General features: G+C 61.4%; 24 protein-coding genes. 18 read left to right on the top strand and 6 right to left on the bottom strand.

Features of this window, described 5'->3' with window-relative positions; genetic code table 11:
* Nucleotides 1-31 precede the first annotated feature (31 nt).
* Together pnp and rpsO are read right to left on the bottom strand one after the other, a co-directional pair.
* The gene (gene pnp / locus AEP_RS05955) at nt 32-2,137 is read right to left on the bottom strand and encodes a polyribonucleotide nucleotidyltransferase (RefSeq protein WP_087494538.1); all 2,106 of its coding nucleotides are present in this window, start codon (nt 2,135-2,137) and stop codon (nt 32-34) included.
* A 218-nt stretch (nt 2,138-2,355) separates the two neighbouring features.
* Nucleotides 2,356-2,622, bottom strand: coding sequence for a 30S ribosomal protein S15 (rpsO, locus tag AEP_RS05960; RefSeq protein WP_087494539.1), 267 nt, complete (start codon nt 2,620-2,622; stop codon nt 2,356-2,358).
* A gap of 322 nt (nt 2,623-2,944) precedes the next feature.
* On the opposite strand from rpsO, the gene AEP_RS05965 reads away from it, so the two are divergent.
* Nucleotides 2,945-3,334, top strand: coding sequence for an Hsp20/alpha crystallin family protein (locus AEP_RS05965; RefSeq protein ID WP_087494540.1), 390 nt, complete (start codon nt 2,945-2,947; stop codon nt 3,332-3,334).
* An 80-nt stretch (nt 3,335-3,414) separates the two neighbouring features.
* Here the strand turns inward: AEP_RS05965 and tsaD are convergent, their stop codons facing one another.
* Nucleotides 3,415-4,470 carry a tRNA (adenosine(37)-N6)-threonylcarbamoyltransferase complex transferase subunit TsaD gene (gene tsaD, locus AEP_RS05970; protein ID WP_087494541.1) on the bottom strand — a complete coding sequence of 352 codons (1,056 nt, stop codon included), beginning with the start codon at nt 4,468-4,470 and terminating at the stop codon, nt 3,415-3,417.
* A gap of 63 nt (nt 4,471-4,533) precedes the next feature.
* Between tsaD and AEP_RS05975 the strand changes: the two genes are divergently transcribed.
* Nucleotides 4,534-5,286 carry a GNAT family N-acetyltransferase gene (locus AEP_RS05975; protein ID WP_087494542.1) on the top strand — a complete coding sequence of 251 codons (753 nt, stop codon included), beginning with the start codon at nt 4,534-4,536 and terminating at the stop codon, nt 5,284-5,286.
* Between the two features lie 51 nt (nt 5,287-5,337).
* On the top strand, nt 5,338-5,985 hold the full coding sequence (locus AEP_RS05980) for an ANTAR domain-containing response regulator (protein ID WP_087494543.1): 648 nt from the start codon (nt 5,338-5,340) through the stop codon (nt 5,983-5,985).
* Here the strand turns inward: AEP_RS05980 and AEP_RS20630 are convergent.
* Nucleotides 5,982-6,683: a Crp/Fnr family transcriptional regulator gene (locus tag AEP_RS20630; protein ID WP_157673064.1), complete on the bottom strand. Its 702-nt coding sequence runs from the start codon at nt 6,681-6,683 to the stop codon at nt 5,982-5,984. The two genes, AEP_RS05980 and AEP_RS20630, sit on opposite strands and share 4 nt — an antisense overlap.
* Nucleotides 6,684-6,788: 105 nt before the next feature.
* On the opposite strand from AEP_RS20630, the gene AEP_RS05985 reads away from it, so the two are divergent.
* From AEP_RS05985 to AEP_RS06055, 15 genes are all read left to right on the top strand, one after another.
* On the top strand, nt 6,789-8,042 hold the full coding sequence (locus AEP_RS05985) for a sterol desaturase family protein (protein WP_157673065.1): 1,254 nt from the start codon (nt 6,789-6,791) through the stop codon (nt 8,040-8,042).
* A complete protein-coding gene (locus tag AEP_RS05990; protein WP_087494545.1) occupies nt 8,039-8,623 on the top strand; it encodes a hypothetical protein in 585 nt (194 codons plus the stop codon). The genes AEP_RS05985 and AEP_RS05990 overlap by 4 nt, the downstream gene beginning before the upstream one ends.
* Nucleotides 8,624-8,995: 372 nt before the next feature.
* A complete protein-coding gene (locus AEP_RS05995; RefSeq protein ID WP_087494546.1) occupies nt 8,996-10,240 on the top strand; it encodes a CmpA/NrtA family ABC transporter substrate-binding protein in 1,245 nt (414 codons plus the stop codon).
* Nucleotides 10,241-10,249: 9 nt separating this feature from the next.
* Nucleotides 10,250-11,188 carry a nitrate ABC transporter permease gene (ntrB, locus tag AEP_RS06000; protein ID WP_087494547.1) on the top strand — a complete coding sequence of 313 codons (939 nt, stop codon included), beginning with the start codon at nt 10,250-10,252 and terminating at the stop codon, nt 11,186-11,188.
* Nucleotides 11,189-11,190: 2 nt separating this feature from the next.
* Nucleotides 11,191-12,018 carry an ABC transporter ATP-binding protein gene (locus AEP_RS06005; RefSeq protein ID WP_442873363.1) on the top strand — a complete coding sequence of 276 codons (828 nt, stop codon included), beginning with the start codon at nt 11,191-11,193 and terminating at the stop codon, nt 12,016-12,018.
* Between the two features lie 159 nt (nt 12,019-12,177).
* Nucleotides 12,178-14,634: a nitrite reductase large subunit NirB gene (gene nirB / locus AEP_RS06010; RefSeq protein ID WP_087494548.1), complete on the top strand. Its 2,457-nt coding sequence runs from the start codon at nt 12,178-12,180 to the stop codon at nt 14,632-14,634.
* Nucleotides 14,635-14,651: 17 nt separating this feature from the next.
* Complete coding sequence (locus AEP_RS06015) at nt 14,652-15,446, top strand: type IV pili methyl-accepting chemotaxis transducer N-terminal domain-containing protein (protein ID WP_087494549.1); 795 nt, start codon at nt 14,652-14,654, stop codon at nt 15,444-15,446.
* 79 nt (nt 15,447-15,525) lie between these two features.
* Nucleotides 15,526-15,912, top strand: a complete 387-nt coding sequence (nirD, locus tag AEP_RS06020; protein ID WP_087494550.1) for a nitrite reductase small subunit NirD — start codon at nt 15,526-15,528, stop codon at nt 15,910-15,912.
* 116 nt (nt 15,913-16,028) lie between these two features.
* Nucleotides 16,029-18,839 (top strand): nitrate reductase, encoded by a 2,811-nt coding sequence (locus tag AEP_RS06025; protein WP_087497208.1) that lies wholly within the window; start codon nt 16,029-16,031, stop codon nt 18,837-18,839.
* Between the two features lie 48 nt (nt 18,840-18,887).
* On the top strand, nt 18,888-19,805 hold the full coding sequence (gene ybiB / locus AEP_RS06030) for a DNA-binding protein YbiB (protein WP_087494551.1): 918 nt from the start codon (nt 18,888-18,890) through the stop codon (nt 19,803-19,805).
* Complete coding sequence (gene cobA, locus AEP_RS06035) at nt 19,802-20,599, top strand: uroporphyrinogen-III C-methyltransferase (RefSeq protein WP_087494552.1); 798 nt, start codon at nt 19,802-19,804, stop codon at nt 20,597-20,599. The genes ybiB and cobA overlap by 4 nt, the downstream gene beginning before the upstream one ends.
* A 55-nt stretch (nt 20,600-20,654) precedes the next feature.
* Nucleotides 20,655-21,350, top strand: a complete 696-nt coding sequence (locus AEP_RS06040) for a methyl-accepting chemotaxis protein (protein WP_087494553.1) — start codon at nt 20,655-20,657, stop codon at nt 21,348-21,350.
* Between the two features lie 245 nt (nt 21,351-21,595).
* Nucleotides 21,596-22,840: an NAD(P)/FAD-dependent oxidoreductase gene (locus AEP_RS06045; RefSeq protein ID WP_087494554.1), complete on the top strand. Its 1,245-nt coding sequence runs from the start codon at nt 21,596-21,598 to the stop codon at nt 22,838-22,840.
* A 129-nt stretch (nt 22,841-22,969) separates the two neighbouring features.
* Complete coding sequence (rpsU, locus tag AEP_RS06050) at nt 22,970-23,182, top strand: 30S ribosomal protein S21 (RefSeq protein WP_006296472.1); 213 nt, start codon at nt 22,970-22,972, stop codon at nt 23,180-23,182.
* 120 nt (nt 23,183-23,302) lie between these two features.
* On the top strand, nt 23,303-23,749 hold the full coding sequence (locus tag AEP_RS06055) for a GatB/YqeY domain-containing protein (protein ID WP_087494555.1): 447 nt from the start codon (nt 23,303-23,305) through the stop codon (nt 23,747-23,749).
* On the opposite strand, the gene AEP_RS06060 is transcribed toward AEP_RS06055, so the two are convergent.
* A complete protein-coding gene (locus AEP_RS06060) occupies nt 23,746-24,486 on the bottom strand; it encodes a DUF4399 domain-containing protein (protein WP_232459945.1) in 741 nt (246 codons plus the stop codon). The genes AEP_RS06055 and AEP_RS06060 overlap by 4 nt on opposite strands.
* Before the next feature lie 66 nt (nt 24,487-24,552).
* Nucleotides 24,553-25,965, bottom strand: a complete 1,413-nt coding sequence (gene pmbA / locus AEP_RS06065; protein ID WP_087494556.1) for a metalloprotease PmbA — start codon at nt 25,963-25,965, stop codon at nt 24,553-24,555.
* Between the last annotated feature and the right edge of the window lie 2 nt (nt 25,966-25,967).

The raw sequence follows: 25,967 nt of genomic DNA on the forward strand, positions 1-25,967 counted from the left end.
GCAGCTACCAAATCAATAGCAGACGAAAGGTTTACTCTTGCGCAGGACGCTCGATCAAAGCCTTCATGGACAGCTTGATGCGGCCCTTTTCGTCGGTTTCCAGAACCTTGACCTTCACGATCTGGCCTTCGGACAGGTAGTCAGTGACCTTCTCGACGCGCTCATGAGCGATCTGGCTGATGTGCAACAAGCCGTCCTTGCCCGGCAGCAGGTTCACCAGTGCACCGAAATCCAGGATCTTGGTGATCGGGCCTTCGTACACCTTGCCGATTTCGACTTCTGCAGTGATCTGCTCGATGCGGCGCTTGGCTTCTTCAGCCTTGGCTGGATCGCTGGAAGCGATGGTGATGGTGCCGTCTTCTTCGATGTTGATCTGGGTGCCGGTTTCTTCGGTCAACGCACGGATCACAGAACCGCCCTTGCCGATCACGTCGCGGATCTTTTCAGGGTTGATCTTGAAGCTGAACAAACGGGGCGCGAAGTTGGACACTTCGGTACGTGCTTCCGCCATGGACTTTTGCATTTCGCCCAGGATGTGCACGCGCGCTTCCTTGGCCTGTGCCAACGCGACTTGCATGATTTCCTTGGTGATACCCTGGATCTTGATGTCCATCTGCAGAGCAGTGATACCGTTGGTGGTACCGGCAACCTTGAAGTCCATATCGCCCAAGTGATCTTCGTCACCCAGGATGTCGGTCAACACCGCGAAGCGGTTGTCTTCCTTAATCAGGCCCATGGCGATACCGGCCACGTGCGCCTTCAAAGGCACACCTGCGTCCATCAGGGACAAGCAGCCGCCGCACACAGAAGCCATGGAAGACGAGCCGTTGGACTCGGTGATTTCAGACACGACGCGCAGGGAGTACGGGAACTCTTCTTTGGTCGGCAACACGGCGACCAAAGCACGTTTGGCCAAACGGCCGTGACCGATTTCGCGGCGCTTGGGTGTACCCACGCGGCCGGTTTCACCAGTGGCGAAGGGAGGCATGTTGTAGTGCAGCATGAAGCGGTCTTCGTACTCGCCGCTCAAGGCGTCGATACGCTGTGCATCACGCTCGGTACCCAAGGTGGCGATCACCAAAGCCTGGGTTTCGCCACGGGTGAACAGGGAAGAACCGTGGGTGCGGGGCAGCACGCCGTTACGAATCTCGATAGCGCGCACCGTGCGTGTATCGCGACCATCGATACGGGGCTCGCCTGCCAGAATTTGGCCGCGCACGATCTTGGCTTCAATGTCAAACAGCATGCCTTCGACCTTGACGCTGTCGAACTCAACGCCGTCGGCCTTCAAACCGGCAAACACGTCTGCGTAAGCAGCGCGACAGGCTTGGGTACGGGCTTGTTTGTTGCGGATTTGGTAAGCAGCCACCAGCTTGTCTTTGCCGTGGGCATCCACCTTGGCGATCAAGGCTTCATCACGGGCAGGAGCCTTCCAGTCCCACACGGGCTTGCCGGCGTCACGCACGAGTTCATGGATGGCGTTGATAGCGGTCTTGCTCTGCTCGTGGCCGTAAACCACAGCGCCCAACATCACTTCTTCGGACAGCTGTTGTGCTTCGGACTCAACCATCAACACAGCGGCTTCGGTACCTGCAACCACCAAGTCCATGATGGAATCTTTGCGTGCGGTCTGGCCGGGGTTCAGCACGTATTCGCCGTTGACATAACCCACGCGGGCAGCGCCGATGGGGCCGTTGAACGGGATGCCGGAGACAGACAGAGCCGCGCTCACTGCGATCATGGCAGCGATGTCAGCATCCACTTCGGGGTTCAGGGACACGGTGTGCACCACGACGTGCACTTCGTTGAAGAAGCCTTCTGGGAACAGGGGGCGGATGGGGCGGTCGATCAGACGGCTGGTCAGCGTTTCAAATTCGCTGGGGCGGCCTTCGCGCTTGAAAAAGCTGCCGGGAATCTTGCCAGCGGCATAGGACTTTTCGAGATAGTCAACGGTCAGGGGGAAAAAGTCCTGGCCGGGCTTGCCTTCGGTCTTGCCGACTACAGTGGCCAAAACCACGGTGCCGTCCATGTCCAGCAACACGGCGCCGGTGGATTGGCGAGCGATTTCGCCGGTTTCCATGGTCACGGTGTGCTGACCCCATTGGAAAGTCTTGGTAACTTTGTTGAAAATGCTCATGGTGAATCTCCTGTGAGTATCAAGTTGTTCGGGGGATGCAGGCCATCCCGCCACAGCCCGGATTCCACAACACAGTCCACGATGCCATTCCAGAAACACTGCCCTTTTCGGAGCAACGGCTTTGGAATGACACAGCTTCGTTCTGTTTTTGCAGTCTCCGAAGTAAAAAACGCCTGAGCTAGTGACCTAACTCAGGCGTTCGTCATTCAGTCAGTCGCTTACTTGCGCAGACCCAATTTCGCGATCAGGGCCACATAGCGGTCGTGGTCCTTGGAGTTCAAGTAGTCCAACAGCTTACGGCGACGGCTTACCATACGCAGCAAACCGCGACGACCGTGGTGGTCTTTGGCGTGGGTCTTGAAGTGAGGAGTCAGCTCGTTGATACGGGCTGTCAGCAGTGCAACTTGCACTTCTGGGCTACCGGTGTCACCGGCGGAACGGGCGTTGTCTTTGACAACAGCAGCTTTGATGCTGGAAGCGATCATGTGTTTTTCCTATTGATGTTTTGACTTGCGCCAGGTGCTGGAACGGCTCTTGGCGTGCGCCTTGCCCAATGCAAAGCCTGTCGATTATATCCCGAAGCGGGCTGCTGGCGAAATGCGCTTCCCGACCCCAACCCAATACCAGGGAAGGAGCCAAAGATCAAATCCTCCCGGAGCCCGCGCCAGATAACGGCTCTGCGCGTTTTTTCAAGAGGGCTTAGCCAACAATAAAGTTGCCATTTTTCGCTTGAAATGCAGTTGGGGGATCGCAGTTAGGGTCCATGCGGCAATCACGGTGAGCGCCGCCCACGTTAAGGAATTCCACATGTTCTTCACTACCGCCCCCGCCGCCTTCCAAGCATCCCTTCGCCGCCCCGCTTACGCCCATGGCGGACGCACCGTAGAGCGTTTTTTGAATGACGCCATGCTCTCCGCCCGCCAGTCCGGCACCGCCTACACCCAGGATGACACCAGCTTCACCCTGAGCCTGGATGTTCCCGGCATCGCCAAGGAGCATTTGCGCATCGCCATCGACGGCGCCGTGGTCCGCATCCAAAGCAAAGACGATGCACCCCGCCGCTACCGCGCTGCTTACGAATTCCCCCAGGAAGTGGACAGCGCCCTCAGCGAAGCCAAGTTGGAAAACGGCGTACTGACCCTGAAACTGGCCAAAAAAGTGCCGGTGGACACCTCCGCCGAGCTCACCATCCAGTAAGGGCATCCACGACACGGCTACGCAATCACTATCAAAAAAGGAGCTGCTCGCGCACCATGGACGGGCGCTGGCAGCACTTTTTACAGTGAATGCAGGGGCCAGCGAGGCTTCACGTCAAAAGCGTAGTCGGTCACAGCCTGTTGCAAGCCGCTTTGCAGGCGCATGGCGGCCGCCATGGCAATCATGGCGCCGTTGTCGGTGCACAGATGCAGCTCGGGGTAGTGCACCCGCACGCCCCGTTTGGCACATTCGGCATTGAGCTGCTCGCGCAATTGGCGGTTCGCCCCCACACCACCTGCCACCACCAAGCGCTTGAGCCCGGTCTGCTTCAGGGCGGTGACGGACTTCTTCAGCAAAACCTCGACGATGGCTGCTTGGGTAGACGCCGCCAGATCTGCCTGCTGTTGCGCAGGCAATGCCTGAAAGCTGGTGACACCACCAGCCGCCACCATGCGCTGGCTCTGCACCAGCACGGCGGTTTTGAGCCCGGCAAAAGAAAAATCCAGATTCCCACTGTGCAACAAGGGTCGCGGCAGCGCGTAAGCCTTGGGGTCGCCCGACTCCGCGAGCTTGGAGAGCAAGGGCCCGCCGGGATAAGCCAGCCCCATCAGCTTGGCGGATTTGTCAAAGGCCTCGCCTGCCGCGTCGTCGATGGTTTCTCCCAGCAATTCGTAACGCCCGACGCCATCGACCCGCATCAATTGGGTGTGACCACCGGAGACCAGTAAGGCCACAAACGGAAATTCAGGCGGGTCCTCACTCAAAAACGGCGAAAGCAAGTGCCCTTCCAAATGGTGGACACCCAGCACAGGCTTGCCCAATGCAGCACCCAGCGCACAAGCCACGCCGGCGCCCACCAGCAACGCGCCGGCCAGACCGGGGCCACGGGTGTAGGCCACCACATCCACCTCTTGCAAACTGCGACCGCTCTCATTCAGCACCTGGCGGGTCAGGGGCAGCACGCGACGGATGTGGTCGCGGCTGGCCAGCTCGGGCACCACGCCGCCGAAGGCCTGGTGCATCTCGATCTGGCTATGCAGGGCATGCGCCAACAGCGTGGGCACCGCGTCGCCCTGCGACTGCACCATAGCCACACCTGTTTCATCACACGACGACTCGATCCCCAACACCAGCATGCTTGTTTCCTTCAGAGGCGCCGAGTGTAGAGGATGGGGGTTTTCAGGCGGCACAATCCTCCCATGACAGTCCTGCTCTCCCCCACCAACATTGCGAGCATCGAACGCGCCACGCTGGATGCGGTGGCCCCGCGGGTGGTGGACGACACCCTGCCCGGCTGGTTGCTGCCTTTTGATGCCACCACCATTGGCCGCGCCAAGAGTGCCGTCCCATTGCGCCACGAGGGACTGTCAGCTGACGACATCGCCCACATAGCAGAACGCTACCGCTTGCACTGCCTGCAGCCGGCATGGCGCATGGCAGACGTGGCCGGGCTGCAGCCCTTGCTGGATGCCTTGCACCAACAGGGATACACCCCCCAACAGCCCACGCTCGTCCAAACAGGAAAAACCGGCACCTTGGCTGGTGCGCGCTGCCGCCACACTGTCGTGCTGCGAACCGAGCCGGATGCCGCGTGGCGTTCGGTCTATACCGCGTCCGGCTTTGACCCAGCGGATGGCGAAGCGCGTATTGCAGCCCTGAGCCGCAGCAAGGTCGTGATGTACGCCACCGTGCTGGAAGGCGACCAGGCCTGCGCCGCAGGCACCGCCAGCTTCAGCCGGGGATGGATGGGGATCCACGGCATGCGCACGGTGCTGGCGCGTCGCCAGCGCGGCATGGCCTGCGCCATCCTCTCGGCACTCGCGCAGGAAGGGCTACGCCGGGGCATTCGAGACACGTTCTTGCAAGTCGAGGCAGAGAACACCGGGGCCCGCACCTTGTATGCCAAGCACGGCTTATCTACCGCCTGGACCTACCACTACTGGCGCGCATGACACCCTCACCCAAGCTGGCCATTGGCGCGAAACTTGCAACGGGCGTCAACCATGTCTGAGCCCCTGCGAATTGTTGTGATCACCTCTGACCTGGTCGTCGAAGACCCGGAGGACACCCACGCGCTGGACCAGGCCGAACGTTCGCGCAGTTTGCGCATCGGACTGCTGGAGAGCGGCTTCAACCTGATTGCCTCCCTGCCGGCTGACGTATTTTTGACCGAGCGACTTGCCCAGCTGCAGCCTGACATGATCATCGTGGACGCGGAGAGCGACGCGCGGGACGCCCTGGAACATGTGGTGATGGCCACGCGCGATGAGCGCCGCCCTATCGTGATGTTCACCAACGACCACGACACCCGTACCGCCCGCGAAGCCGTGGCGGCGGGTGTGTCGGCCTACATCGTGGCTGGCCTGCAAGCCGAGCGAATCCGGCCGATTCTGGATGTGGCCATGGCACGTTTTGAGCAGGACCAGGCCTTGCGCCGCGAACTGGCCGACACCCGCAATGAGCTGAACGAACTCTCCACCGCCCTGCAGGACCGCAAGGTTATAGACCGGGCCAAAACCCTACTGATGCAGCGCCAACAGCTCAGCGAAGAGGCCGCCTACGCCAAGCTGCGCAAGACCGCGATGGACAAGAACCTGAAGATTGTGGAAGTCGCCCAGCGCATGCTCGACGTGGCGGACTTGCTGGGTTAACCCACCGCCGCGTCGGCAAACTCGGCCAGAGCCGCCACATCGGGAATTTCGACTGCGCTATACGCGCACACCACCAGCCCCTTGGTTTCCAGCACGCCTATCAGTTCATTGGCCGTCTGGCGCGAGCAGCGGGCCAGCCCCGCAAGGCGCGCCTGTGTGATGTGCAGCGTCACACTGCCGGCGGTGACCTGCTGCTCCCGCACCAAAATATGCAGCAGCTTGGCCAGACGCTGCACCGGCTCCACCAAGACCGACTGCCCTGTCCATTCAATCAACAGGCGCATGCGCCGGCCTATCTGGCGGATGATCAAGGGATACATCTGCGGAAACTCGGCACACAGGGCGCGCACACCGGCTACGGGCAGCGCCAGGCAGCTGGCCGATGCACTGCTGTAGAAATCGTTATCGGGTGCCTGCTCCATGAAACAGGCCAGCCAGGTCGCCCACCCGCCGGGGGTGATGAAGCCCACCGCAAACTCGTCTCCCCGCGAATTGCGGGCCAGCACCTCGATGTGGCCGCGCACCACCAAACGCAGGTAGTCAGGCTGCTCGCCCGCCGCGCTCAGCAGGGTGGCCACCTTGAAATGCTCCACACGCGCCAGACGGCAGGCCGCGTCCAGCGCCGCCTCCCCGGCCACACCAAACGCGGTGGCCTGCAGAATGGTGCGCACATCGGGCAACTCACTAGGGTTTTTCATAAGACGCTCCTGTCCGGTTTGTCGGCCAGCCGACAGTCCTGCACCGGGGCATTGCGAAGAATGCACTTCCATCCGGCTCCGGGCCGATTTTGCGAAAGCACCCCCATGAACCTCATCCTGTACGCGATTCCATTTTTCATGAGCCTGATGGTGGTCGAAATCCTGCTCGCCAGAAAGCGGGGCAAACCCATATACCGATTTCATGACGCAGTCACCAGTCTGAACATCGGTTTCATCAGCGAAACCATACGTTCGCTGGCCAAGCTGATGTCCATCGCGGTCTATGCCCTGCTGGTAGACCAGGTGGCCGCCTTCACCTGGGACACCCGCAACCCCGCCGTGTGGGTGCTGGCCTTTTTTCTGTATGACTTCTTCTATTACTGGGCCCACCGAAGCGGCCACGAGGTCAATCTGCTGTGGGCCTCCCACGTAGTGCACCACTCCAGCGAGGACTTCAACCTCGCCACGGCCTTCCGCCAGTCCTGGACCAACCAATTTTTCTATTGGATCTTCTACCTTCCCATGGCGATTCTGGGCATCCCGGTGACGGTGTTTGCCGTGATCGCCCTGTTGAGCGCGCTCTACCAGTTCTGGGTGCACACCCAGCTGATCGGCAGCCTGGGCTGGGCCGAAAAAGTGCTGGTGACCCCGTCCAACCACCGGGTGCACCATGGCCGTAACGACTATTGCATTGACCGCAACTACGGCGGCACGCTCATCGTCTGGGACCGCCTGTTCGGCACCTATGCCGAAGAGCGCGCCGGGCAGCCGGTGGTCTACGGCGTCCTCACACCGCTCAACAGCTGGAGCCCCGTGTGGGGCAACCTCAAGAACTTTACGAGCATCTACCGGGAGGCCCGCGCCATGCCAGGGTGGCGCAACAAGTTGATGGTGCTGTTTGCACCGCCCGGCTGGGCCCCAGCAGGTGTGGCTGCCAAGCCAAGCTTAGCCTTGGACGCGCCACGCTTTGATACGCCCGCGTCCCGCTGGCAGCAGATCTATGGCGTGGTGGCAACGGGCGCCATCCTGGCGCTAGTGCTGGACTTGCTGCTGTCTGCCGCCCAGCTGCCCATGGGCTTGCGACTGGTCTACACCGCGGCGATCGTACTCAGCGCCGCGGGCTTGGGCATGGTGTTTGAACGCCGGCCGAACGCCATACTGTGGGAGACCTTGCGTTGCGCCGGCCTATATGGCGCACTGGCCAGTGGCTGGTGGTTTCACGCCACCGGCCCTGCAGCGCGTACTGCGGGACTGGTCGCGCTGGCCCTGTCTTGCGTCTGCCTGATCAAGCACCACCAGGAGCTTGCCGCACTGGGTGGCACCCGCGCTGCGCCCACCAACACCGGGAGCGCCGCATGAACCTGCAAGCCCTTTTCGATGGCCTGCTGGCCGCCACCGCATTGACCATGGCCTGGCAGTTCCGGCGCCAAAGGCCGGCCTTGCACTTGGCTTGTGCCTTGCTGGGCATCGCTGCCACCCTGGGCGCCCTGCGTTTCTCGGGCGTGCTGCCGCTACCGGCGTGGCACCAGTTCTTTTCCATGCTGGGTGCCGGTGTGGGCCTGCCACTGCTGGCATGGGCCAGCACCCAGCCCAGCAGTGCAATGGCTGCGCAGGCCCGCTTCGCTTGGATTGCCGTCGTCATCGCCTCGGTACTGTGCATCCTGGTGGCGCTGGTCGGCCAATGGAAACTGTGGACGTCGGTGTGCGCGCTAGCCGCTGCAATCGGCTGGATCGCTTACGGCCTGCGGCGCGGGCCCGGGGCGCAGGCCTTGACCGGCCTCTTGCTACTGCTGACTCTGTTGGCCTTTGCAAGCAAAACCAGCGCAGGGCCCCTCCAGCCGGGCGACCTGCTGCACATCGGCTTGACCCTGACTTTGTGGCGGGTGTTCCGGCATGTGCGCAAACCCGATCCGGCGCCCGCACCACCTGTTGCAGCCTGAAATGGTGCACTGCACACAAGCAGTGCGTGCATCCAGCTTGATGGCCATTACATCGAAGTACTGCGCGAAAAGCGGCCTTTGCGCCCGAAAATGCTGCGCGAGCAGCTCATATTTTTATAGCAAACAGGCATTTGCAAACTCTTCAGAAAAGTAAGGGCAGACACCCAAAGCACCTGGCACAGACATTGCATTAGTCCTGACAAGACCGGCAACGGTCATGCAAACGCCCCGTCCAACGGCGGGCTGGGTGAATGCAAAAGGACAAAGGCGTCCCCACGGGTTCGATTGCGCACAGCGCGTCGAACCCCGTGTGGACGCCTTTTTTGTTTTCTGCCTTTGTTTTGTGTGTTTAAACCTTCTGGAGCTACTGACATGACGGATCTTCTGAAAGCCAAACTCAGCCGCCGCGCTGTTCTGCAAACCGCTGCCGTGGGCGCCATCGGCATTGACCCTGCGCTGCGCGCTGCGGTGTATGCCGCAGGTTCCGACGCTCCTGAGAAAACAGAAGTCAAGATCGGCTTCATCCCGCTGACCGACTGCGCCAGCGTGGTGATGGCCTCCGTCCTGGGTATCGACCAGAAATACGGCGTCAAGATCATCCCCACCAAGGAAGCCAGCTGGGCCGGCGTGCGCGACAAGCTGGTCAACGGCGAGCTGGACTTTGCCCACGTACTCTACGGTCTGGTCTACGGCGTGCACCTCGGCATCGGCGGCCCCAAGAAAGACATGGCTGTGCTGGCCACCTTGAACCACAACGGCCAGGCGATCACCCTGTCCAAAAAGCTGGCTGAAAAGGGCGCGATCGACGGCCCCAGCCTGGCCAAGCTGATGCAGACCGACAAGCGCGAATACACCTTTGCGCAAACTTTCCCCACAGGCACCCATGCCATGTGGCTGTACTACTGGTTGGCAACCCACGGTATCAATCCGCTGCAAGATGCCAAGGCCATCACCGTGCCTCCCCCCCAGATGGTGGCCAACATGCGTGTGGGCAATATGGACGGCTACTGCGTGGGCGAACCCTGGGGCCACCGCGCCATCATCGACGGCATCGGCATCACCGCACAAACCACCCAGGACATCTGGAAGGACCATCCTGAAAAAGTGCTGGGCACCACCGGTGACTTCGTGAAGAAGTACCCCAACACCGCACGCGCGGTGACCGCCGCCATTCTGGAAGCCAGCAAGTGGATTGACGCCGGCTTGTCCAACAAGAACAAGATGGCCGAAACCATTGCCGACAAGAGCTACGTGAATACCAGCGTGGACGCCATCAACCAGCGCATCCTGGGCCGCTACCAGAACGGTCTGGGAAAAACCTGGGATGACCCGAACTTCATGAAGTTCTACAACGACGGCGCGGTGAACTTCCCCTACCTGTCGGATGGCATGTGGTTCCTGACCCAGCACAAGCGTTGGGGCTTGCTCAAAGACCACCCTGACTACCTCGCCGTGGCCAAACAGATCAACCAGATCGAGATCTACAAGCAGGCTGCCACCGCCACCAAGACACCCCTGCCCAAGAGCGACATGCGCAGCAGCAAGCTGATCGACGGCATGGTGTGGGACGGCAAAGACCCCAAGAAATACGCCGACGGTTTCAAAATCAAAGCCTAAGGAACACCCATGGTCAGCGCCGTATTCCACTCACCGATCGCAGCAGCCGCGGATGGCACTGCTATCAAAATAGAAGCTGCTCCCGCACACTCCGCGAGCGCTGGAAGCCTGAAGGAAGCACAACCCGCAAAACCGGCGTGGCAAGAGCAAGCGCCCCCCGGTTACGACTGGAGCGGCCTGTTGCTGAAAGTCTTGCCACCTGTCTTCGGGCTGGCATTGCTGATAGGCATCTGGGCGATGGTGAGCATAGGGACGGCCAGTTCCATCCCGAGCCCACTGGAGACCTGGAAGCAGGCCGTGGTGATCTTTAGCGACCCGTTCTACAGCAAAGGGCCCAACGATCAGGGTGTGGGCTGGAACATTCTGTACTCGCTCAAGCGCGTGGCCATGGGCTTCGGCCTGGCGGCAGTCGTGGGCATTCCAGTGGGTTTCATGATCGGTCGGTTTGAGTTCCTGAGCCGCATGTTCAACCCGCTCATCAGCCTGCTGCGACCTGTGTCGCCGCTGGCCTGGCTGCCGATCGGTTTGCTGGTGTTCAAGGGCGCCAACCCGGCCGCCATTTGGACCATTTTCATCTGCTCCATCTGGCCCATGATCATCAACACCGCAGTGGGCGTGCAGCGCGTGCCGCAGGACTACATGAACGTGGCCCGCGTGCTCAACCTCAGCGAGTGGAAGATCGTCACCAAAATCCTCTTTCCCTCCGTGCTGCCCTACATGCTGACCGGCGTGCGCCTTGCAGTCGGTACTGCGTGGTTGGTGATCGTGGCCGCTGAGATGCTGACCGGTGGCGTGGGCATCGGCTTCTGGGTCTGGGACGAGTGGAACAACCTCAACGTCAAGAACATCATCATCGCCATCTTCGTGATCGGCATCGTGGGTCTGCTGCTCGAGTACGCGCTCATCAAGTTGGCAACTGCATTCACATTTGAAGAGGTGAAGTCATGAGCATGGAATCCATGAACACGAAGTACATCGAAATCCAGGGCGTGGACCAGACCTTCAAGACCAAGAAGGGCCTGTTCCCTGCGCTGCGCAACATCAACCTCAACGTGGCCAAGGGCGAATTTGTGGCCCTCATCGGCCACAGCGGGTGCGGCAAGTCCACCCTGCTCAACCTGATTGCCGGCCTGACCATGCCCACCCAGGGCTCGCTGATCTGCGCAAGCCGCGAAATTGCAGGCCCCGGCCCCGAGCGCGCCGTGGTGTTTCAGAATCACTCGCTGCTGCCCTGGCTGACCTGTTTCGAGAACATTTATCTGGGCGTGGAGCGCGTGTTCGGCACCCGCAACCCTGGTGCGCCAGCAGAGACCAAAGCCCAGCTCAAGGCCCGCACCGATGCCGCACTGGCCTTGGTGGGCCTGACCGCCGCCGCCCAAAAGCGCCCCGGTGAAATCAGCGGTGGCATGAAGCAGCGCGTGGGCATTGCCCGTGCGCTGGCCATGGAGCCCAAAGTCTTGTTGATGGACGAGCCCTTCGGCGCGCTGGATGCGCTGACCCGCGCCAAGCTGCAAGACGAGCTGCTGGAGATCGTGGCCCGCACTGAGAGCACGGTGGTTATGGTGACCCACGACGTGGACGAGGCCGTGCTGCTGTCCGACAAGATCGTGATGATGACCAACGGCCCGGCCGCCACCATCGGCGAAGTGCTGAGCGTGGACCTGCCCCGCCCCCGCAACCGTGTGACCCTGGCCGACAGTCCGGAGTACCTGGGCTACCGGAAGGCGGTGATTGACTTTTTGTACACCCGACAGGGGCATGTGGAGAAAGCCGCTTAAGGCGGTTCCCCCCCTTATCCCCAAGCCCCTTTCCACCCCCGCCGGGGCGGAAAGGGGGGCTAACAGCCACATTTGATTTGTTCGCGTCGACCAGGCTTCTACGGACCGTGAAGGTTTCCTGAAACGCCTGATTTCCGTCGCCGCAGTTTGGAGAGCACCATGGACATGAGAGTCAAGCAAAAACAAAAACTGGTCATGATCGGCAACGGCATGGCCGGTGTGCGGACCATTGAAGAGCTGCTCAAGGTCGCACCGGACCTGTATGACATCACGGTCTTCGGTGCCGAGCCGCACCCCAACTACAACCGCATTTTGCTGAGCCCCGTGTTGGCCGGTGAGCAGACCTTGGACGAGATCGTGCTCAACTCTTTTGAGTGGTACGCAGAGAACCACATCGCGCTCTACGCCGGAAAAAAAGTGACCGAGGTGGATCGCGTTAATCGCGTGGTGAAAGCGTCCGACGGCACCGAGGCCGAGTACGACCGCTTGCTCATTTGCACCGGCTCCAACCCCTTCATACTGCCCGTGCCGGGCAGGGAACTGCAAGGTGTGATCGCCTACCGCGACATTGCCGACACCAACGCCATGATCGAAGCGGCCACCAAATACAAGCACGCCGTCGTCATCGGCGGTGGCCTGCTGGGCCTGGAAGCTGCCAACGGCCTGATGCTGCGCGGCATGCAGGTGTCTGTGGTGCACGTGATGCCCACCCTGATGGAACGCCAGCTCGACACTGTGGCCGGTGGCCTGCTGCAAAAGTCGCTGGAAGAGCGCGGCCTGAAGTTCCTGATGGGGGCCCAAACCCAGGAGCTGTTGGGTGGCGAAGACGGTCGCGTCAAAGCCATCAAGTTCAAAGACGGTACGGAAGTGCCTGCCGACCTCGTCGTCATGGCAGTGGGCATTCGCCCCAACACTGAGCTGGCGCAGAGCATGCGCCTGCATGTGGACCGCGGCATTGTGGTCACCGACACCATGCAGACTGTGACCGACGCGCGCATCTACAGCGTGGGTGAATGCGCTGCCCATCGCGGCATTGCTTATGGCCTGGTAGCACCCTTGTTTGAGCAGGCCAAAGTGGCGGCCAACCATCTGGCCGAGTACGGCATCGGCCGCTACCAGGGCTCGCTGACCTCCACCAAACTCAAGGTCACCGGCATTGACCTGTTTTCTGCCGGCAACTTCACCGGTGGCGAAGGGTTTGAAGAGATCGTGATGAGCGACCCCTTCGGCGGCGTCTACAAAAAGCTGGTCATTAAAGACGACAAGCTGGTGGGCGCCTGCATGTACGGCGACACCGTGGACGGTAGCTGGTACTTCAAGCTGCTGCGCGATGGCCGCAACGTGGCTGACATCCGCGACAAGCTGATGTTCGGCGAGGGTGGCGCGAACATTGGCGACGTGGGACACCAGGGCCAAAACAAAGCAGCCGCCATGGCCGACAGCGACGAGGTCTGCGGATGCAACGGCGTCACCAAGGGCACGATCTGCAAGGCCATCAAAGAGAAAGGCCTGTTCACCCTGGATGAAGTGAAAAAGCACACCAAGGCCAGCGCGTCCTGTGGCTCTTGCACCGGCTTGGTGGAGCAAATCATCATGTTCACCGCCGGTGGCGACTACTCTGCCACGCCCAAGAAGAAGGCCATGTGCGGCTGCACCGACCACAGCCACCAGGAAGTGCGCGATGCCATCTTCCAAGAAAAATACCTCACGATTGCCGCTGTGCAAAAAGGTATGGGTTGGAAAACGCCCAACGGCTGCTCCAGCTGCCGCCCCGCCTTGAACTACTACCTGATCTCCAGCTGGCCCAAGCTCGCCAAGGATGATCCGCAAAGCCGTTTCATCAACGAGCGCAGCCACGCCAACATCCAGAAGGACGGCACCTACTCCGTCATCCCGCGCATGTGGGGCGGCGAGACCACGGCCGACGAACTGCGCCGCATTGCGGACGCGGTGGACAAGTTCAAGATCCCCACCGTCAAGGTTACCGGTGGCCAGCGCATCGACTTGTTGGGCGTCAAGAAAGAAGACCTGCAAGCCGTGTGGAAAGACATCGGCATGCCTAGCGGCCACGCCTATGCCAAGGCCCTGCGCACCGTGAAGACCTGCGTCGGGTCAGAGTGGTGCCGCATGGGCACCCAGGACAGCACCCAGATGGGCAAAGACCTGGAGCGCGCCCATTGGCGCATGTATGCCCCGCACAAGGTGAAGTACGCCGTGTCCGACTGCCCGCGCAATTGCGCCGAAGCCGGCATCAAGGACGTGGGCATCATCGGCGTGGACAGCGGCTGGGAGATGTACATCGCCGGCAACGGCGGCATCAAAACCGAAGTGGCGCACTTCTTTGTGAAGCTCAAAACCGCAGAAGAAGTGTTGGAGTACACCGGCGCCTTCATGCAGCTCTACCGCAAAGAGGGCTGGTACCTGGAGCGCACGGTGCACTTTGTGAGCCGGGTAGGCCTGGACTATGTGAAGAAGCGCATCCTCGAAGACGCCGAAGGTCGCAAAGCCCTGAACGAAGAGCTGCTGTTCGCGCTGGATGGCGAGCCCGACCCGTGGTTCGATTTCCAGGACGCGCAGGTGGACACCCGCCAGTTCGCGCCTGTGGCCGTCGCCTGAGCATGGGAGGAACCGACATGCAACGCCGAAATCTGATCACCGTCGCTGCTGCGGGCGCCTTGGCACTGACCCTGCCCGCTGCACACGCACAAGTCGTAGACCTGAGCGATGCCATCAACAAAGCCGGTCGCCAGCGCATGCTCAGCCAGCGCATGGGCAAGGCCTGGCTGGCCTTGCTGCTGAGTGTGGAGAAAACCAGCGCCCAGATGGTGCTGGACAAGTCCATTGCCCTCTTTGACCGGCAATTGGTGGAGCTCAAAGCCTTTGCACCCAACCCCGAGGTGCTGGCCACGTACACCAAGCTGGAAAGCGCCTGGAGCGACTACAAAACCCTGTTGGTTGGCAAAGCCCCATCCCGCGAGGCCGCAGCAGCCCTGTTGCAGCAGGATGCCAAGGTGCTCGCACTGGCCCACCAGGGCACTCAACAGTACGAAGCCGCGCTGGCCAAGCCGGTCGGCAAACTGGTGAACATCGCAGGGCGTCAGCGCATGCTGAGCCAGCGTATGGCCAAGTACTACCTGGCCACCACCTTACCGGTAGATGCCGCTACCGCGGGCCTGGAAATCAACAAAGCGCGAGGTGAATTCACCGCTGCCATGGTGTTGCTGAAGAATGCACCGGAAGCCACCGAGCGCATCAAAAACGAGCTGGCTTTGGCCGATGCGCAATGGGTGTTTTTTGACAGCGCGCTAAACAACCTGCAGGAAGGCGCCCAACGCCCCCGCCCCATGGCCGACGTGTTTCTGGCCAGCGAGAACCTGCTCAGCGTGATGGACCGGGTGACCGGTCTGTACGCCGCTGTCAAGGCTTGATTCCATACAAATTCATGCTGTAGCGCACATTGAATATGCGCGAGCAGCTACTGAAACCATAGCAAACCGGAAGACCGACATGACCGAATGGACCCGCATCTGCACCCTTGAAGACATCCCCGTGCTGGGCTCCCGCCGCGTGGAGCGTGCCACCGGACTGGATGTGGCCGTTTTCCGCAACAGCCAGGACGAAGTGTTTGCCCTGCTGGACCGCTGCCCGCACAAGGGCGGCCCTCTGTCGCAAGGCATTGTGTTCGGCACCAGCGTGGCCTGCCCCCTGCACAACTGGACCATAGGCCTGTGCGACGGCCAGGCCAGCGCGCCCGATGAGGGCTGCACCCCCAAATTCAGCGTCAAGCTGGAGGATGGCGTGGTGTACCTGGATGCCGCTGAGCTGCAAAGTCACGCCACCGATCTGGTGCGCCCCATCGCCGGACCGAAGAAACGCTCCACCACCGCGGCCTGATTGCTGATGGTCATGTTCAAGGAAACCCGCTCCACCTGCCCATACTGCGATCTCGCTCCTGTCGCAGCGGATCGCTTTGCGAGCAATGGAAAAAACCTCCGTAGGGGCACATGCAAGTGAAAGAAACCCGTTCCACCTGCCCCTACTGCGGTGTGGGCTGTGGCGTCATCATCCAGAGCACGGGGAACCAGATCACCGGCGTCAAGGGCGATCCGCAGCATCCGGCCAACTTCGGCCGGCTGTGCTCCAAAGGCAGCACCCTGCACCTGACGGCCACCGCCGAAGTCACCCTGCAAACCCGCCTGCTGCAGCCCCTGCAGCGCCTGCAACGCGGTGCCGCGCCTGAGCCGGTGACATGGGACAGCGCTCTGCACACCGCCACCACGAAGTTTGCCCAAGTGATCCGCGACCACGGGCCGGACGCCGTGGGCTTTTACGTGAGCGGCCAGTTGCTTACCGAGGACTACTACGTCTTCAACAAACTGGCCAAAGGGCTGATAGGCACCAACAACATCGACACCAACTCCCGCCTGTGCATGAGCAGCGCAGTGGCGGGCTACAAGAAAACACTGGGTGCCGACTCCCCGCCTGCCAGCTACGAAGACCTCGGGCTGGCCAGCACGCTGTTCATCGCCGGCTCTAACGCCGCATATGCCCACCCCATCCTGTTCCGCAGGATCGAAGACGCCAAGGCGGCCAACCCCGAGCTGAATATCCTGGTGGTGGATGTGCGCCGCACCGACACGGCCGAGGCCGCGGACCTGTTCCTGCAAATCCAGCCCGGCACCGATGTGATGCTGTTCAACGGCATGCTGCACCTCATGCTGTGGGAAGGCTGGACGGACGCGGCCTATATGGCCGCCCACACTGAAGGCTTTGACGCGCTCAAAGCCTTGGTGCGCGACTGCACGCCTGACGCGGTGGCTGCGGTCTGCGGCATCCGCAAGGCTGAGCTGATGGAGGCCACGCGCCTGTTTGCGCAGTCCAGTGCCACCCTCAGCCTGTATTGCATGGGACTGAACCAGTCCAGCGCGGGCACCGCCAAAAACACCGCCCTCATCAACCTGCACCTGGCTACCGGCCAGATCGGCAAGCCGGGCGCAGGCCCCTTCAGCCTGACGGGCCAACCCAATGCCATGGGCGGACGCGAAGTGGGTGGTCTGGCCAACCTGCTCTCCGCCCACCGCGACCTGGCCAACCCTGCCCACCGCGCGGAAGTGGCCGCGCTTTGGGGTGTGCCCACCGTGCCCGAGAAACCCGGCAAAACCGCGATCGAGATGTTCCAAGCCGCGGCCGATGGCGAGATCAAGGCCCTCTGGATTGCCTGCACGAACCCGGCTCAGAGCCTGCCCGACCAGGCCACCGTGCGCCGCGCCCTGGAGCGCGCCGAGTTCGTGGTCCTGCAAGAAGCCTTTGCCACCACCGCCACCGCCCGCTACGCCGACCTGCTGCTGCCAGCCACCACTTGGGGCGAGAAAGAAGGCACGGTCACCAACAGCGAGCGGCGCATCTCCCGAGTGCGCGCCGCAGTCGCGGCACCCGGCCTGCAAGGCAAGGGCCCGCGCCACGACTGGGCGATTGCTGTGGACTTTGGGCAGCGCTTGGAGTCCGCAATAGGCCGCACTCCCGCCTCGCCAACCCTGTTCCCTTACCCCACGCCAGAGTCGGTATGGAACGAGCACCGCGAAAGCACCCGGGGCCGGGACCTGGACATCACCGGCATGAGCTACGCGCAGCTGGAGGCAACTCCGCTGCAATGGCCCATGCCTGAAGGCGCCAGCAGCGGCAAAGTGCGCTTGTATGAGGACGGCGTATTCCCGACGCCCACCGGCCGTGCCCGCTTTGTGGCCGCGCCCTACACCCCGGTGGCAGAACAACGCGAAGCCCGCTACCCCTTTGCCCTGACCACCGGCCGCCTGCGTGACCAGTGGCACGGCATGAGCCGCACCGGCACCTTGGGCCGCTTGTTCGGTCATGTGCGCGAGCCTGCCTTGCACGTGCACCCGCAAGACATGGCGCGGCGCTTGATTTCCGAGGGCGATCTGGTGCACATCACCAGCAAGCGCGGCTCCATCCTCGCGCCGGTACAGGCCAGCACCGAAGTGGGCCTGAACCAGGTGTTTCTGCCCATGCACTGGGGCGATGAATTTTTGAGCGGCCAGAGCAACACTGGCGAGCGCTTGGGCGGCGTGAACGTGTTGACCAGCCCCGTGTTCTGCCCCGACTCCAAACAACCCGAGCTCAAACACGCGGCCGTCAAAGTGCTCAAAACCGACATGCCCTGGGGCCTGGCAGCCTTGGCCTGGTTGCCCTCCGACAAGGTGCTGGCGCGCCGCACCGAACTGCAGGCCTTGATGGCGCGCTTTGAGTTCGCCAGCTGCGTACTGTTCGGCAACGATGCAGCTCTAGGTCAAGCCGGGCGCACCGGGGTCATGTTCCGCGCGGCGGGCAGTGCCCCGCCGGATGAGGCGCTGCTGGCGCAGATCGAGGCACTGTTGGACCTGCACGGGCAAGACGCCGTGCGCTATGCCGACCCCAAGCGGGGCCAGCGCCGTGTGGTGCGTCTGCAGCGCAGCACCGTGAATGCCACACTGGAGGGCTTTTTGCTCAGTGGCGATACCCAAGCCCGCGACTGGATGGCTGCCCTGCTGCGCGAAGAGCAACCCGCCCAGAACTACGGCCGCGCCCTATTGGCCGGCGGCGCCCAACCACCCCTGCCCGTGCTCAGCAAAGGCAAAACCGTCTGCACCTGCTTCAACGTGAGTGACATTGCCATCAGCGACACGCTCTCCCGCTGCAACGGCAGTGACCCCGAGCGCTTGGGTCAACTGCAAAAAGCACTGCAATGCGGCACCAACTGTGGCTCCTGCATTCCACAACTGCAACGCATGGTCAGGGCCACCCCGGTAGTTGAGCCCCACGCCTAGGCATAAGGACATAGCCGAAAGTTATCAGGCTTCACCGACAATCAGCAGATGGCTATTGGCAACTACATCAAGGAAATCGGTCGCGGCAAAGACGGCGCACGCGCGCTCAACCGCGAGCAGGCAGCTGACCTGCTAGGCCAAGTGCTGGACGGCACGGTCACCGACCTGGAGGTAGGCGCTTTTTGTCTGGCCATGCGCATCAAGGGGGAAACCGCCAGTGAGATGGCCGGGTTTCTGGACGCTGTGCGCAGCCGCATGGCCCTGCTGCCCGCCAGCGATTTACCGGTGGTCGTCATCCCCAGTTACAACGGTGCGCGCAAGCTGCCCCTGCTGACGCCGCTGTTGGCCCTGTTGCTGGCCCGCGAAGGCCTGCCCGTTCTGATCCACGGCACCGCCACCGAAGACAAGCGTGTTTTTGTGTCAGAAGTGCTCGCAGCTCTCGGAATACATGCGCAGGCAGCTACTGAAAGGATAGCAACCGGCAGCGTGGCGTTTGTGCCTACCGGTACACTGCTGCCCGGCCTGCAGCGCCTGCTGGATGTGCGCCGCGTGGTGAACCTGCGCAACTCGGCGCACAGCTTGGTCAAGCTCATGAACCCGGTGGACGGCCCTGCCCTGCTGGTGAGCAGCTACACCCACCCCGAATACGCAGTGTCCATGGCAGACACCTTTGCCTTGGTGCAGGCCCACGCCCTGCTGATCCGCGGCACGGAGGGCGAGGCTGTGGCCGACGCCCGCCGCACCCCCAAGATGCAAGCTTTTGTGGCGGGCCAAGCGACGGACCTGCAGGCTTACCAGGCTGGTTCATTGACCACGCTGCCTGAGCTGCCCACAGCCATAGATGCTGCGAGCACCGCCGCCTACATTCAATCCGTGTTGCAGGGCCACAGCCCCGTTCCGGCACCGATTGCCGAGCAGGTGGCACACATCCTGCAACTGCACCGAAATTTGCACCGCGCACTATGAAAAACCGTCTCCACACCCCGGCTTCCGGCCACGTCACCTTGGTGGGCGCGGGCCCGGGCGACCCGGAGTTGCTCACGCTCAAAGCCCTGAAAGCCATTCAGCAAGCCACCGTGCTGCTTGTGGACGACTTGGTAAACGACGCTATCGTGGCCCATGCCAACCCGGCGGCCCGCATCGTCCATGTGGGCAAGCGCGGCGGCTGCAAATCCACCCCCCAGTCTTTCATTGAGCGCCTCATGATCACCGCCGCCCAGGAAGGCGAAAACGTGGTGCGCCTCAAGGGCGGCGATCCCTTCATCTTCGGCCGTGGCGGCGAAGAGGTGGAACACCTCGAAGAAGCCGGCATCCGCGTGTCGGTGATCAACGGCATCACCGCCGGGCTGGCTGCGGTCACATCCCTGAACGTGCCCCTGACCCACCGCGAGCATGCCCACGGCGTGGTGTTTGTGACCGGCCATGCCAAGCCCGGCGACAGCGGCACCGACTGGCCTGCCCTTGCCAAAGCCGCGCGCCAGGCGAAGCTCACGCTGGTGGTCTACATGGGCGTGAGCGGCGCCTCAGAGATCCAAACCGGCTTGCTGCAAGGCTTGGGAGCTGACACTCCGGTCGCTGTGATTCAGAACGCCAGCCTGCCCCTGCAACGCCACGCCGTATGCACGCTGGGCGAACTGCAAGCCACCATCATCCGCGAAGGACTTGCTAGCCCCAGTGTGATCGTGGTGGGCGATGTGATGAGCGGCATGCTGGCCGCTGCAGACCAGAACGACACCCCGGGCGCACTTCAAATGCGCTGAACGCGGCATGCAACTTGCGGCAGTCGGCGCATCGCCACCATGCCGGAGTTGCACCATGCCACCTTCTGTTGCCGTCATCCCTGGTCGCACAGGGATCAGTCCGATATCCGTCAGCACGATCACCGCACCGGCACCCTTGTCCGACCTCAACCTTGCAGCACGTCAGCGCATGTTGTCCCAACGGGTGGTCATGCAAACCCTGTTGGCTGCAGCCGGTGACAGCAAGCATCTTGAAGCCGCCCGCAAAACCCTTCAACTGTTTTGTGACAGCGAGGCCCAGCTGCTCACGACCCTGACTCACTACGACGAGGTCAGCGCACGCCAACTGCGGGCTGTGTATGAAGGACCACAGGGAATCGGCGTGACCATAGAAACATTCATGGACCGGATGCGTAAAGCCCTGGAGACCATAGAACGTGGTGGCCAGGTGCAATCGCTGCTGAGCGACATCGTAGGCTCCACCGATGAAGTACTGGGAGCGCTCAACAAGGCCACCAGCACGTTTGACGCCATTGCCAAAGCCAAATCCGACCGTCTGTTCAAGGAATTGGGCACCATCGTCTCGGACATCCACACCATTGCGCGCGAAGCCAAAATAGTGAGCTTCAATGCCCAGGTCATCGCGGCGCGGGCCGGCGACCATGGGCGGGAGTTTGCCGTGGTGGCCAATGTGCTCTCAGGCATCAGCGCCGAGATTGACAGGCTGACGAAGAAGGCCATGCATCTGTCAGATCGCAAGCAGCACGCGTAATTTCCCAATGAGGGCGCAGAACGTCTGGGCCTGCAGTTTGGGGCGATTTGATGAGCGCAGCGAGTATGAGCCCCGGGCTGCAGGCCCAGGCGGTCTGAGCCCTCTCCCCGTCTCCAGAGAGAACTCGGTGCGACTGGCCCCACAGCTTGGCGCTCAACCTCGCTGCGCTCACCAAATCGCGCCAGTCTGCGGAGCCAGCCCCCTGGCTACTTGGTGAACGTCACCGTCGCCTACACTGCGCGCCTATGCATAGTTTTGACGTGGTCATCGTAGGTGCCGGGGCTGCCGGCTTGTTTTGTGCCGGGATCGCCGGCCAGTTGGGCCTGAAGGTGCTGGTGCTGGACCACAGCGAAAAAGTGGCCGAAAAAATCCGGATCTCCGGCGGGGGACGCAGCAACTTCACCAACCTCGATGTGAGCGCGGCCAATTTCATCAGCGAGAACCCACGCTTTGCCAAGTCTGCCCTGTCGCGCTACACACCGGCGGACTTTGTTGCTTTGGTCAAAAAGCACGGCATCGCGTTCCACGAGAAGCACAAAGGCCAGCTGTTTTGCGACCGCTCCGCCGAAGACCTGATTGCCATGCTGCTCGCCGAATGCGCGGCAGGTGGCGTGGAGCGCTGGCAGCCCTGCGCCGTCAAAGCCATACGCTTTTCAGACTCCAGCACTCATGGAATGAGCGCGAGCAGCTATGAAATTGATAGTGATCGCGGCACCATCCATTGTGCAGCCGTGGTGATTGCCACGGGTGGTTTATCCATTCCCAAAATCGGCGCCACAGACTTCGGGTACCGCGTCGCCAAGCAATTCGACTTGCCTGTGGTCACGCCCCGCCCCGCGCTGGTACCGCTGACTTTTGACGAGGCGGCGTGGGCGCCGTTCGCGGAACTTTCCGGCCTGTCACTACCGGTCGAAATTGCCACGGGAGCCAAGAAAAACAGCATGTCATTCCGTGAAGACTTGCTGTTTACCCACCGCGGTCTGTCTGGCCCTGGCGTCCTGCAGATTTCCAGCTACTGGGCAGAGGGTACCCCCATCCGCCTCAATTTGGCACCCACTGTGAACTTGGCGCACCATTTGATGGAGGCCAAAGGCACCTCCCGCAAACGCATTGCCAATGAACTGGCGGGCATCGTCCCTAGCCGATTGGCTGACACCTGGGTCAGCCAGGGCCAGGCCTGGGGCCACGACTGGCAGCGCCCCGTGAATGAAGCCAGCGACAAAGCGCTGAACGCATTGGCCGAGCGTCTTTCCCGCTGGGAACTTACGCCCACCGGCACCGAGGGCTATCGAAAGGCTGAGGTCACGGCCGGCGGCGTGGACACCAAAGTGCTCTCCAGCCAGACCATGGAAAGCAAACAGCCCGGCCTTTTCTTTATAGGTGAAGTTACGGATGTAACGGGCTGGCTGGGCGGATACAACTTCCAATGGGCTTGGGCAAGTGCATTTGCGTGCGCTCACGGCTTGGCAGGCCGCCTGAAGACGCTATAATCGCGGGCTATTCTGGCAGAACCCCCGTCGGCCAATACTAGTTAAAGACGGGGAAACCGCCGAGCGAGGCATGTGGGGCCCGATCTTCCCCCAAGCAATCCGCCGGCATATTTTGGAATTCATTACGTAATGACAACGATCCGTGTAAAAGAAAACGAACCCTTTGACGTAGCACTGCGTCGCTTCAAGCGCACCATAGAAAAGTTGGGCTTGCTGACTGACCTGCGTGCACGCGAGTTCTACGAGAAGCCCACTGCCGAGCGCAAGCGCAAGAAGGCAGCTGCTGTGAAGCGCAACTACAAGCGCATCCGCAGCATGCAACTCCCTAAGAAGCTGTACTAAGCTTCGCGGCACGGTCGCTCTCACGAGCCACCCAGCCCACACAAGCTCGCCTGGGGACGCTCCGGCGGGCTTTTTTCATTTTGACCCCACACTTTTGTTCCACTCTCAGGAAGCAACGCTATGTCCCTCAAAGACCAGATCACCGAAGACATGAAAACTGCCATGCGCGCCAAAGACAGCGAGCGCCTGGGCACCATCCGCCTGCTGCTGTCGGCGATGAAACAGAAAGAGGTGGATGAGCGCGTGGTGCTGGACGACGCCATGGTGGTGGCCATCGTCGACAAGCTGATCAAGCAGCGCAAAGACAGCATCGAAGCCTTCAAAAAAGCAGAGCGTGCGGATCTGGCGGACAAGGAAGAAGCCGAAATGAAGGTCCTGCAAACTTACCTGCCCCAGCGCATGAGCGCCGATGAGGTCCTGGCCGAAGTCAAGGCCATCGTAGCCGAACTGGGAGCCTCCGGCCCCGGCGACATGGGCAAGGTGATGGGCGTGGTCAAAACCAAGTTGGCTGGCAAAGCCGAAATGGGCGCCGTGTCAGCCGCAGTCAAGGCAGCACTGGCAGGCTAAGGCAGTACTTTGACCGTGGTCGCGACTGACCCTGTCAATACTTGTTTGGGATTCAGGTTGTCGACAAAATCCAGCTTGAGCGCGTAATCCCCGGGCGGAGGGGCCAACCAGGTTTCGGTTTGGCCCTCCGCAAACTCCATTTCTGCCACAGCTCCCGACTTGCTGGTGACTGTGAGTTTGAAATGCCCCGTGCCTTTTTCCTGTTGCGCCACATGCGCAACATTCAGGCCCGATGCATGGAATTGCACACGGAATGGGCCTTTTTGCTCAGCCCCGGCCAGCATCAAGGACAGACCTGGCTGAACCAAAGACTTCGGGTCTACGGTACTCTTTTTGGTGATCGTGACCTTCATCGGCTTGCTGTACACAAAATGAGGCAGGTGCTTGTTATCAGCCAAGAGCATCCGCAGCGTGTACGTCCCCGGCTCCAGGGTGAGCACGGTTTCCATCTGCCCTTTGCCGAAATGGATGTATTGCTCGTTGAAAGGCAATGCTGCCTTGAAATCCAGTGGCAAGTCACGGTTCACCAGCAGATGGTGATGGCCACTTTTGCCCCCTATGGGTTTGGAAATCGGAGCGAGACCCCACCCGCCTGACAAACCGAACTTCAACACAAACGGGGTTTCAATGCTGTCGCCGGATTTGAGGTTGGTGAAGTAGGCTTCCGTATTCCCGGCAGGCATGGGGGCTTGCCAAGGATGCAAGGCACGGGCAGAGCTCAACGGTGTTTGGAACACACCGTACTTGCAGCAAGCAGGGCAAGTACGCCCACACCAAATGCCGATCGACGCATGAAAACCCCCTTAGCTACCGGCCACCTTCATCCGGTTGAGCAGAATGGAACCTACGGTCTTCGCGCCGTAGTTGTAGGTATCGGCGCCCACCGCTTCGATGCCCTTGAGCATGTCTTTCATGTTGCCAGCGATAGTGATTTCATGCACCGGGTAAGCAATGCGGCCATTCTCCACCCAGAAGCCGCTGGCGCCGCGGGAATAGTCACCAGTAACGTAATTCACGCCCTGGCCCATCAACTCGGTCACAAACAGACCGGTGCCCAGCTTTTGCAACATGGCATCCAGGTTGTCGCCTGCTTTGGTCAGGCGCGAGGTAAAGGTCAAGTTATGCGAACCACCGGAATTGCCGGTCGTGCGCATACCCAGTTTACGGGCGGAGTAGCTGCTCAAGAAATAGCCTTGCACACGACCGGCATCCACCACCTTGCGGGGGCGCACGCGCACGCCTTCGTCGTCAAAGGGCGAGCTGCCTTTGCCGCGCAGTACAAAAGGGTCTTCCCGAATGTCGATGTGTTTGGGCAGCACTTGCTTGCCCAAAGAATCCAGCAGGAAAGTGCTCTTACGGTACAGGGCGCCGCCGCTTACCGCTTGCACAAAGGCACCCAACAAACCGGCGGCCAAAGGCGACTCAAACAACACCGGGCACTCCACCGTGGCGATTTTGCGGGCCTTGAGGCGGCTCAACGCGCGCTCTGCGGCATAGCGGCCCACCGCCTGTGGGGACGCCAGCTCATCGGCCGAGCGCATGGAGCTGTACCACGCATCGCGCTGCATGTCCTTGCCCTTGCCGGCAATGGGAGACACAGAGAACGAATGGCGTGAAGAGGCGTAGCCGCCCCGGAAGCCGCGGGTATGTGCACTGAAAAAATGCGATTGCTGTGCGGACACCGCAGCGCCTTCACTATTGGTGATGCGCTTGCTCACACCCAGCGCTGCTGCTTCGCACTCCAAAGCCAAAACGGCAGCTTCTTCACTGGTCACGGCCCAGGGAAAAAACAGGTCCAGATTCCGCTCGCGCTCGTCGACGGGGACGATGTCGTCTGCATCCGGCAGGCTGGCGAAAGGGTCTTCAGCAGTGAAGCGGGCAATGTCGTAGGCCGCACGCACGGTTTGTTCAATCGCCGCATCCGAAAAGTCGGAAGTGCTCGCATTGCCACGGCGGTTGCCGATGTAGACGGTCACACCCAGAGATTTGTCGCGGTTGCGCTCCACATTTTCCAGCTCGCCATTGCGCACCGAAACGCTCAAGCCACAGCCTTCGGACACTTCGGCGCCTGCATCGCTGGCGCCCAGTTTTTTGGCATGAGCCAAGGCAGCGTCTACACGGGTTTCAAAAAAAGCCCGGGTGTACGCAAAGCCGCTGTCGGCGGGTTTGGTGGATTCAAGGGAAGACTGGGGACGGGCGGAGGTGGGTTTCTTCATGG

It is taken from the genome of Curvibacter sp. AEP1-3, assembly GCF_002163715.1.
Taxonomy (GTDB): Bacteria; Pseudomonadota; Gammaproteobacteria; order Burkholderiales; family Burkholderiaceae_C; genus Allorhodoferax.